A 10,968-nucleotide genomic window follows, 5' to 3' on the forward strand; every position below is an offset into this window, starting at 1 on the left:
CAGTAATGTCATAGCCGAGTATTACTAATAACCCATAGGCTTATGTACTGCGGGCTTTAATTATTGATTTCACTACCAAGTAATATAAATACAATAAACAATATTGGTATCAATATGTTAACATATACTAGTTGTTAGTTAGTGGTTTATAGTTGTTAGTAAAAAAACTAACAACGAAGAACTAAAAACAATCAACCAAGACCTTAAGGTGATTATTGCAATAGGGCTCACCTCTTCCCATTCCGAACAGAGAAGTTAAGCCTATTAGCGCAGATGGTACTAGCATTGCTGGGAGAGTATGTCATCGCCTTTTTTTAGAAACCTCATTCATTAAATTGAATGAGGTTTTTTTATATCCTTCTTTTTGGGGAAGTAGTGAATGAGATACTCACAAAATAAATACACCTCAAATTCGATCGTGGAATTAAATACATATTTAACTTAAAGTGTTAATTGAAAAACTTCTGTAGAAGTTAAACTATTAAAAAAAGGCATCTTAATTAAGATGCCTTTTTTTGAAATGTATAATTTATTATTGATCAAAACGATCTGCATTCATCACTTTTGTCCAAACTTTTACAAAGTCTTTTACAAATTTTTCTTTATGATCATCTTGAGCATAAACTTCTGCATATGATCTTAAGATAGAGTTAGAACCAAAAACCAAATCTACGCGTGTGGCAGACCATTTTTTCTCATTTGTTTTTCTATCTCTAATTTCATAATTATTTTGTCCAACTGCTTTCCATGTATTTCCCATATCAGTTATGTTCACAAAAAAGTCATTGGATAAAGCTCCTTTTTTATTTGTAAAAACTCCATGTTCAGTATTTCCGTAATTTGTACCTATCACACGCATACCTCCTAATAGGACGGTCATTTCTGGAGCTGTTAATCCTAACAGTTGAGCTTTGTCCACTAACATTTCTTCAGGACTTATTTCATATTCATTTTTCTGAAAGTTTCTAAATCCATCGGCAAAAGGTTCTAAAAATTTAAAAGAATCTACTTCAGTCATCTCTTGGCTAGCATCTCCACGACCTGGTTTAAAAGATATTGTTATTTCATGACCGGCATTTTTTGCAGCTTTTTCAATTCCAACATTACCTGCTAATACAATTGTGTCTGCTACACTAATACCAAATTCATAGGCTATAGGTTCCAAGACGGTTAAAACTTTTTTTAATTTTTCAGGCTCATTTGCTTCCCAATCTTTTTGTGGAGCTAAACGGATACGTGCTCCATTAGCACCACCACGCATATCAGACCCTCTGTAAGTTCTAGCACTGTCCCAAGCGGTAGTAACCATTTCAGAGATACTCAATCCAGAACTTGCTATTTTTTCTTTTACAGTATTTACATCATAATCTTTGTTACCAGCAGGAATAGGATCTTGCCAAATTAAATCTTCGTTAGGAACATCTGGCCCAAAATACCTAGCTTTAGGTCCCATATCACGATGGGTTAATTTAAACCACGCACGCGCAAAAGTATCAGAGAAATATGCATGATCATTTTTAAATTTTTCACATATTTCACGATAAATGGGGTCTACTTTCATCGCCATATCCGCATCTGTCATCATTGGCATTACTCGTATAGAAGCATCTTCAACATCCACTGGTTTGTGTTCCTCTTTAATATTTATAGGTTCCCATTGATGAGCACCGGCAGGACTTTTTGTTAATTGCCATTCATAACCAAACAATAAATCAAAATAACCATTATCCCATTTTGTAGGATTGGTTGTCCAAGCTCCTTCAATACCACTAGTTACCGCATCACGACCTTTTCCTTTACCCGTAGGATTAGACCATCCAAACCCTTGTTCTTCAATTGCTGCAGCTTCTGGTTCAGGCCCTAAAATACTAGCGTCTCCGTTTCCATGTGCTTTTCCTATGGTATGACCACCAGCGGTTAACGCTGCAGTTTCTTCATCGTTCATAGCCATACGAGCAAAGGTTTCACGAATGTGCAGAGCTGTTTTTGCAGGATCAGGATTTCCGTTAACTCCTTCTGGATTTACATATATTAACCCCATGTGTACTGCGGCTAAAGGTTTTTCTAGCGTTGAAGGTTTTTCTAAATTCTCATAACGATTTTCACTAGGAGCTAACCATTCTTTTTCTGATCCCCAGTAAATGTCTTTTTCAGGATGCCAAATGTCGTTTCTACCAAAAGCAAATCCAAATGTTTTTAATCCTACAGTTTCATACGCAATAGTACCAGCAAGAATTATTAAATCTGCCCAACTTATTTTATTCCCATATTTCTTCTTTATTGGCCAAAGTAATCGCCTTGCTTTGTCTAAACTAGCATTGTCTGGCCATGAGTTTAAAGGGGCAAAGCGTTGATTCCCTGTAGCTGCACCACCACGTCCGTCAAGAGCTCTATAAGAACCAGCAGCATGCCATGCCATACGAACCATTAATCCAGCATAAGTTCCCCAATCTGCAGGCCACCAATCTTGACTGTCTGTCATTAAATCAGTAACATCTTTTTTAAGAGCTTTAACATCTAATTTTTTTAATTCTTCGTGATAATTAAAATCTTGACCAAGAGGATTGACTTTCACATCATGTTGATGTAAAATATCTAAATTAAGTGTGTTTGGCCACCATTGATAAGATTTTTCACTAACGGTATTTCCTCCGTGAAATGGACATTTAGAGATGTCTCCAGAAAAGTTATTATTATCCATAAGATTATATTTTTAATTATTTTTCAAAACTAGGGTTTTATGTTGGATTGTTTTCATCTATAGTTTTTATATACTCATAGTTTTTTACTATGAATAGAATATATTTAAGATGTTTTAATATTTCCATTTAAGTTCTGAAATGTTTATCAATAGAGCAAAAAAATATGTGCTTATAGATTATATTTTTTTAAAATGATAAAGTGATGTTCTTATGAGTTTTTTAATCATTAGTTATATTTAATATTATGGGGTATTAAAAAAGCCGAATCAAATGTTTTTGAGTCGGCTATTAATTTATAATTCAAATACATGGTGATTGTATTATTCTAATTGATTTCTTGCTAATCAGTGGCTATCCCAAAATAAATCCATGTCACCTTTTCGCAGTAATTATTATGTTGTGAGTGAAGTTCCCCTGGCTCTATAGTAATACAATCTCCTGCATAGACAGTTGTTTTATTACCATTGATGATGAAGTCTATTGTCCCTGTTTGGATATAAAACACTTCGTACATGGTTTTATGTACATGTGTTTCCACTTTATCACCAGGTTTAAAAGTAGCTGAACCAAACATCATTAACTGAGGAATTTCTCCTTTTTTTATAAATACTTTCTTCTTTACGTTAGCGTTATGGTTGGTTAATATCTCTTGTAAAGAATTTGTGTGAGTAAGTTTCATATGATGATAAATTGTATGTATAAAAGTAATATAATTTATAGAGGAATTTTTTTGCGTTAGGGATTGAGTCTTTCGACAAGCTCAAGATAAATTGTTGTTTGAGCTCTTTTAAAGGGGGTTAGACTTGGTTTGGACACCTTTAAAAAGCGAGTAACGAAAGCCCGCCCCTTTGAGTAACGCCCAAAAAAAGAAAGAGCACCTTAAATGAATAAGATGCTCTTTTAATATTTAAAAAGGATTAGATTATAACTCTAACGCTTTTTTAGGATTGTTGTTCATTAATAATTCAATTGGATTTTCTATAGCTTCTTTAATAGCGACTAAGAAACCAACTGATTCACGACCATCTACAATTCTGTGATCGTAAGACAATGCCACGTACATGATTGGTTGAATTACCACTTGACCGTTTACTGCCATTGGACGCTCAACGATGTTATGCATTCCTAAAATAGCAGACTGAGGAGGGTTGATGATTGGTGTAGATAACATAGATCCAAACACACCACCGTTGGTGATTGTAAAAGTACCACCTGTCATTTCATCTACAGTAATTTGACCGTCACGAGCTCTTAAAGCCAAACGTTTTACTTCTGCTTCAACTCCTCTAAAAGATAAGTTTTCTGCATTTCTAATTACAGGAACCATTAATCCTTTAGGACCAGATACAGCAATAGAAATATCAGCAAATTCGTTTTTGATTTGGTAATCACCATCAATCATTGAGTTTACATCAGGATATAATTCTAAAGCTCTAGTAACCGCTAAGGTAAAGAAAGACATAAATCCTAAACCAACTCCGTGTTTTGCTTTAAATTCTTCTTTGTATTGATTACGTAAGTCAAAAACAGGTTGCATGTTTACTTCATTAAAAGTAGTTAACATCGCTGTTTCATTTTTAACAGAAACCAAACGCTGTGCTACTTTTCTACGTAACATAGACATTTTTTTACTTTCAGAAGCACGACTACCAGTAGCGCTTCCCATTGCAGGTACTGCGTTGATAGCATCTTCTTTAGTAACTCTACCATCTTTACCAGTACCTTGAATAGCACCAGCTTCGATTCCTTTTTCGTCTAAAATCTTTTTAGCTGCAGGAGATGCACTTCCGGCAGCATAAGTTGTATTTTCATTTTTAGTAGCGGCAGGAGCTTCTTTTGCAGGTGCCGCCTCTTCTTTTTTAGCAGGTTCAGCTTTTTTCTCTGGAGCAGCAGCACCATCAGGTCTTTCAGCATCCATATCAATTAAGCATACTACAGCACCTACGGCTACAGCATCACCTTCTTCTGCTTTTAAAGTGATAATTCCACTTTCTTCTGCAGGTAATTCTAAAGTTGCTTTATCAGAATCTACTTCAGCAATTGGTTGGTCTTTTTCTACATAATCACCATCTTCAACTAACCAAGTTGCGATTTCTACTTCTGTGATTGATTCTCCCGGAGAAGGGACTTTCATTTCTAAAACCATTAGATAATATTTTTGATGTTATTTGTTTATTTAGTGTGTTCTTTGTTTATGATTGAAATACTTTATTTAGTACTTCTTGATGTCTCTTTTTAAATCTAGCACTAGATCCTGCAGCAGGAACAGAGTAGAATTTAAGTGATGCTACGCTTAAAGGTACTAATTTAAAACGTTGTAACATGTATGGCCATGGTCCCATGTTTTCTGGTTCTTCTTGTGCCCATACAAATTCAACATCAGCAGGATATGAATCTATCACAGCTTGAATTTTTTCTTCGTGTAAAGGGAACAATTGTTCTATACGTACCAAAGCAACAGATTCGTTTTCTAATTTTTCTCTTTCTTCTAACATATCGTAGTAGAATTTACCAGAACAGAAAACTACTTTTTTAACGTTTGCTTTGTTGATGATTGTATCGTCAATTACTTCTTGAAAAGCTCCATCGGCTAATTCCTCAATAGTATTTACTGCTTTAGGATGACGTAATAAACTCTTAGGCGTAAATACGATTAATGGTTTACGGTGGTTACGTTTCATATGACGACGTAACAAGTGATACATGTTTGCTGGTTCTGTACAGTTAGCAATGGTCATGTTATCATAATCGCATAACTGTAAGTATCTTTCAATTCTTGCAGATGAGTGTTCTGATCCTTGTCCTTCGTAACCGTGAGGTAACAACATTACAATACCGTTTTGTAATTTCCATTTGTCTTCGGCAGCACAGATGTACTGGTCGAACATAATTTGAGCTCCGTTTCCAAAGTCACCAAATTGTGCTTCCCAAATTGTTAAGGTATTTGGATGAGCCATCGCGTATCCATAATCAAAACCTAAAACTCCGTATTCTGATAATAAAGAGTTGTATATGGTCATTACCCCTTTGTTGTTCTTATTGGTATTTAATAAGTTGATTCTTTCCTCTGAAAGCTCATCTCTTAAAATAGCATGACGGTGGCTAAAAGTACCACGTTCTACATCTTGTCCAGAAATACGAACATTAAATCCTTCTTCTAACAAAGAACCGTAGGCTAAGTTTTCTGCTGTTCCCCAATCTAATTGATTGTCTTCAAAAACCATCTTAGCACGGCTTTCGATAATACGTTGTGCTTTACGAACAAATTTTACTCCCTCAGGATTTTGAGATATCACTCTAGTAATATCTTCTAATTTGTTTTTAGGATATGTAGTATTGATAGGAGCTAACATCTCTGATAACCCTTCTCTAACAAAACCTTCCCATGTTTCTTCCATAAAAGGAATTACTTTAGAAGTTTCATCGTTTTTAGCTTGTAAGAATTTATCTTCTAATAAATTTTTGTATTCATCTTGTAAACCTTGAGCATAAGCCTCATCTATACTATTTTCAGCAATTAACTGATCTACATATATATCTCTTGGGTTTTTATGCTTGGCAATGTTTTTATATAATTGAGGTTGCGTAAATCTTGGCTCATCCCCTTCGTTATGTCCATATTTACGGTATCCTAATAAGTCAATAAAAATATCACGTTTGAATGTCATTCTAAACTCTAATGCCAATTCAATTGCATGACAAACAGCTTCTACATCATCAGCATTTACGTGTAATACAGGTGATAAAGTTACTTTGGCAACATCTGTACAATAAGTACTAGAACGAGCATCTAAATAATTGGTTGTAAATCCTACTTGGTTGTTGATGACTAAGTGTAAAGTACCTCCAGTTTTATAACCATTAAGTTTACTCATTTGAATTACTTCGTAAACTACTCCTTGACCAGCAACGGCAGCATCCCCATGAATAATAATTGGTAAAATAGCTCCTTCATCACCATTATAAAGAGTGTCAATTTTAGCTCTTGCAACTCCTTGGGCAACAGGACCAACAGTTTCTAGGTGAGATGGGTTAGGTAATAAGTTCATTCTCATTTCCGAACCATCTTGATAGGTTTTACTGCGAGTTAAACCCATGTGGTATTTAACATCTCCATCAATGTTTTCTTCATCAAAATCTTTTCCTTCAAATTCAGAGAATAAATCACGAACAGGCTTTTTAAAGATGTTTGTTAACGTGTTTAAACGACCACGGTGAGCCATTCCCAATACACATTCTTTTACGTTGTATTTTTCGGCAGCCGTTTTTAATGCAGTTGCTAAAGCAGGAATAACAGTTTCTCCACCTTCTACAGAGAAACGTTTTTGACCTACATATTTTGTTTGTAAAAAGTTTTCGAACCCAACAGCTTGTGTTAACTTTTTAAGGATGTATTTTTTTTGATCTACGTTAAAATCTGCTTGATTGGCATTTTTGTTCAATCTGTTTTGCCACCATTTGATTTCTTCAGGTTGACGAATATACATGTATTCGATACCAATTGAATCGCAATAAATTTCTTTTAATCTATTAACAATAGCCTCTAATGTTGCCGCACCAATACCAATAACTTCACCTGCACTAAAAACAGTTTGTAAATCGTCTTTAGATAATCCAAAGTTTTCAATTTCAAGTTTAGGTTCGTAATGTCTACGTTCTCTTACCGGGTTTGTTTTGGTAAATAAATGCCCTCTAGTTCTGTACCCATTGATTAATTCAAGAACTAAAAACTCTTTTTTAACTTCTTGTGGTACTTCAATATTGGTTTCATCTTCGTATAATTCATTAGCTAAATCATACCCTTGAAAAAAACTTTTCCAACTTGGCTCAATACTGTCTGGACTTTTTTGATATTGCTCATATAGGTCAGCAATAAATCCTGTGTGAGCAGCATTAAGAAAAGAAAATTTATCCATATTATATATGTGTTGTCTTATATTTGATGTTCGTTGTCGAATAAGCAAAAATAATTAAATTGTTGCTTTCACAAATCTTTATTTCATATAATGTAAGAAATCAGTAATATTCTAACAAATTGTTTTTTTTTGTTTTTTTTAAAAAAAATTATGTGAGATTTAGAAAAAGACATATATTTGCAACCGCAAAAAGGAAATGTTGTAGCTAAAAGCAAATTCCTCCTTAGCTCAGTTGGTTAGAGCATCTGACTGTTAATCAGAGGGTCCTAGGTTCGAGCCCTAGAGGGGGAGCAAGCAACACTAGTTAAGTCTAGAATTTTCTAAAAGCACTAAGGCATATTTTCCATTGATGGAAATTCCTCCTTAGCTCAGTTGGTTAGAGCATCTGACTGTTAATCAGAGGGTCCTAGGTTCGAGCCCTAGAGGGGGAGCCAAAAAACGCTATCACAATGTGATAGCGTTTTTTTTATACCTAATTCGTAGTTTATTTAATTTCTTAAAACTATTTGTTTATAAATTCCCTTGTTTGTTTTAATGCATAGAAGGTAACTACCGCTATTTAAATGACTAATATCTATTAGTTTTGAGTCTCCTTTAATTTTTTTAACAAGTGATCCTAACATATTTAATATTTGAATTTCTTCTATATCTAAAGTAGTATCAATCTGTAATATGCTTGAAGTAGGATTAGGGTATAAGTTTATTTTAGGTAAGTTTTTAGGATTGTTGAATGCTAAAGTTTTATATGTTGTTTTGATATAAAAAAGATTTGTGGTATTGTTTTTTGTTATGCTATGTGATCCTGCAGCAATATCTGTAATGATAACTACTCCATTAGATGCTGTATAATCTATACCGTCTAATTTAATTTTTCCAGTAAAAGTAGCATCAAAAACCAACGTTAAGTCAGAAGTTTCTGCTGTTGTATAGGTAATGCTTGTAGAGGATTCGATTTTTAAACGTGTAGTTAATGTTAAACCATCATAGTTAACAGATCCATCAGTAGAATTTATATTTCCTGTAATTGTGTAAAAATCACTTGTTTTTGATGAAGTGGTGAAATTATGAATTAAATCTCCTGAAGTTATTGTGATTAAACTGATGGTTCCAGATTTTGATACTGGTGTTCCTGCATTTCCAGTGGTAGTAATTGTGTAAGAAACATCTGCCATTGGAGTACCAGAAATAGTTACTGTTTTTGCAGAGTTATCTTTAACAAAATCAATTCCCGAAGCAGGAATTCCTGTTATGGTAACATCTGTTGCATCTCCTCCCCAACTAAATACAATAGGTTCTATAGCAGTTTCATCTAAAACAGATTGATCTTTATTATCTGATGTAATTATTAGAGTTTGACTACTTGGCGGTTCGCTGATTCCTTGAACACAAGTCAGGTTGGTTTGATAAGAGATTAAGGCTTGTTTTAAGGCGGTGTTAACACTAGAAGAAGTATCGTCAACACTATTGTTAAAAGTCCATGTAAAATCACCTCCATTTAATCTACCAGCATATTGCATTACTTTTGCTTTTGCCTCTTCGGCAGTATCAACGGTGTATGTATAATCTAAACTACCATTGGTGTCAAAATTATTGTAAATATTACTTCCTTTTTTTGAGGTAATAGTATTGGGTATTGTTTCATTTCTGGCACTTGTTACAATGGCATCAAATTCGGTTGTACTACTAGTGTAATTATTATCTCCATAGGCAACAAATCTTGTTTCTCCTATTATGGTGTTTCCATAAGCTTTTATAGCCCCCCCATCTTCTCCAGAAAAAGTAGGATATCCATAAAAAATATCCGTTCCTTGTAAAGAGGTTAGCATAGGGTATTTACAGTTTCTAAAATAATTATTTTCAGAAAAAACAGAAGATCCTAAAGTTGAACCAATTCCATATTTTGAATTTCCATCGTAATAATTGTTGTAAACATGAGCAGAATAATAACGTACACGTGGATGACGAGAATCTGAATGGTCGTACCAGTTATGATGGTAAGTGATAAATAAATTTGGATCAGCTCCCTCGCTAAGCCCTAGTAAATTAGACTTACCAGAATCCCAAAAGTGATTGTATGAAAATGTAACATAGGTAGATTTTTTACAATCAAGAGCACCGTCACCTTTAGCTTGATCGGCATCTCCACCGGCATCTCCATAAAAGAAATCTACGTTATGAACCCAAATATGATCATTACTTTGTTGCAGACCAATATTATCACCTTCACCACTGTTACAATTCATGGTACCAATATTCCTAATTTCAATATTTGATGCATTTTTTACTCTAATTCCCCAACCATCAGCTACAGCATCATCACCAACACCTTCGAGCGTAATGTGGCTATTCATGTTTTGATTGTTTTCAATTACAATATCTCCATTTAATAAATAGGAGGGATCTGTAATTTGTCCGATCATTCTAATAATTAACGGACGGGTATCTTTTCCTTTTTTAAATCCATCCAGAATATCTTGTAAACCAGTACTGGTAGGAGTACTGGCTCCTGTTACATTAAGTTCAATGGTGTTTTTTGTTTCTTCAGTTATATACAATATAACAGCACCAGATTGTGGAGTTCCGTCTAAATTATAAGCACCTGCAATTCTATTCCCAGAAAAAGCAAAACCAGCTCTGTCATGTGGAATTACATTTATTGGAGTACTTACAGCGGCTGTGGTTTCTACACCGTTTACCACAGGAACAACTGAAATAGTATAACTACCAGCTTTTAACCCTAAAATATCTGCACGATATGTACCGTCATTGTAACATCTTATTAGTTGTGAATCAATCTTTTCAGAACTGATACCTTCACCAGAATAATATACATTGTAGCTATTGGCTTCAGAAATAGGTTGCCATTTAACATAAGCAGATTCAAATGAACCTCCAGACTCATTAATTGTTACAGATTGGGATCTTACTTGAAAAGATACAAGTAAGATAAATAGATAAAGTATTTTTTTTTTCATGATTTTATTTTTTTTGTAATCGATTGCATAAAATTATGTTTTTTTTATATAAAACATCTTTTTTTTATTAATTTATATTTTAAACAGGTTTTTATTGATTTATATTATGTTTTTAATGATTTTTTTTATTTGATTATACAATTGTTTTATCATGATTTTAAAAAAAATAGAGAAAAAAACATCTTTGTAAAGTCATTAATTTATAAAATTTAGCAAAATCGATTACATTTTTTACAACTTATTGGTGTTTAAAATATTATATAAATAAGTTAATCGATTACATTTTTAATAAATTCTTAGTTTTATTGTTGTTTTTTTTATTTATTTACAAAAAAACATTAAGTGTGTGAAAATATATTAGCGTATGAATTGAAA

At 33.5% G+C, this 10,968-nt stretch carries 5 protein-coding genes, 2 tRNA genes and 1 rRNA gene; 3 read left to right on the top strand and 5 right to left on the bottom strand.

What is annotated here, in order from left to right; translation table 11 throughout:
* Positions 1-204 precede the first annotated feature (204 nt).
* Positions 205-313 (top strand): 5S ribosomal RNA (gene rrf, locus QVZ41_RS05080).
* Positions 314-532: 219 nt separating this feature from the next.
* Here the strand turns inward: rrf and katG are convergent.
* The 4 genes from katG to QVZ41_RS05100 all read right to left on the bottom strand — a co-directional run bounded on the left by katG (position 533) and on the right by QVZ41_RS05100 (position 7,618).
* Positions 533-2,701: a catalase/peroxidase HPI gene (katG, locus tag QVZ41_RS05085; RefSeq protein WP_302883479.1), complete on the bottom strand. Its 2,169-nt coding sequence runs from the start codon at positions 2,699-2,701 to the stop codon at positions 533-535.
* A 341-nt stretch (positions 2,702-3,042) separates the two neighbouring features.
* Complete coding sequence (locus QVZ41_RS05090) at positions 3,043-3,381, bottom strand: cupin domain-containing protein (RefSeq protein WP_302883480.1); 339 nt, start codon at positions 3,379-3,381, stop codon at positions 3,043-3,045.
* Positions 3,382-3,624: 243 nt separating this feature from the next.
* Positions 3,625-4,848 carry a 2-oxoglutarate dehydrogenase complex dihydrolipoyllysine-residue succinyltransferase gene (gene odhB, locus QVZ41_RS05095; protein ID WP_302883481.1) on the bottom strand — a complete coding sequence of 408 codons (1,224 nt, stop codon included), beginning with the start codon at positions 4,846-4,848 and terminating at the stop codon, positions 3,625-3,627.
* A gap of 46 nt (positions 4,849-4,894) precedes the next feature.
* Positions 4,895-7,618, bottom strand: coding sequence for a 2-oxoglutarate dehydrogenase E1 component (locus QVZ41_RS05100; RefSeq protein WP_302883482.1), 2,724 nt, complete (start codon positions 7,616-7,618; stop codon positions 4,895-4,897).
* A gap of 217 nt (positions 7,619-7,835) precedes the next feature.
* Here QVZ41_RS05100 and QVZ41_RS05105 point away from each other — a divergent pair.
* Positions 7,836-7,909 (top strand) — tRNA-Asn (locus tag QVZ41_RS05105).
* Positions 7,910-7,975: 66 nt separating this feature from the next.
* Positions 7,976-8,052 (top strand) — tRNA-Asn (locus tag QVZ41_RS05110).
* Positions 8,053-8,106: 54 nt separating this feature from the next.
* On the opposite strand, the gene QVZ41_RS05115 is transcribed toward QVZ41_RS05110, so the two are convergent.
* Positions 8,107-10,593, bottom strand: a complete 2,487-nt coding sequence (locus QVZ41_RS05115) for a pectate lyase family protein (protein WP_302883483.1) — start codon at positions 10,591-10,593, stop codon at positions 8,107-8,109.
* Between the last annotated feature and the right edge of the window lie 375 nt (positions 10,594-10,968).

The organism is Wenyingzhuangia gilva, from assembly GCF_030519655.1.
In the GTDB taxonomy this organism is placed as follows: Bacteria; Bacteroidota; Bacteroidia; order Flavobacteriales; family Flavobacteriaceae; genus Wenyingzhuangia; species Wenyingzhuangia gilva.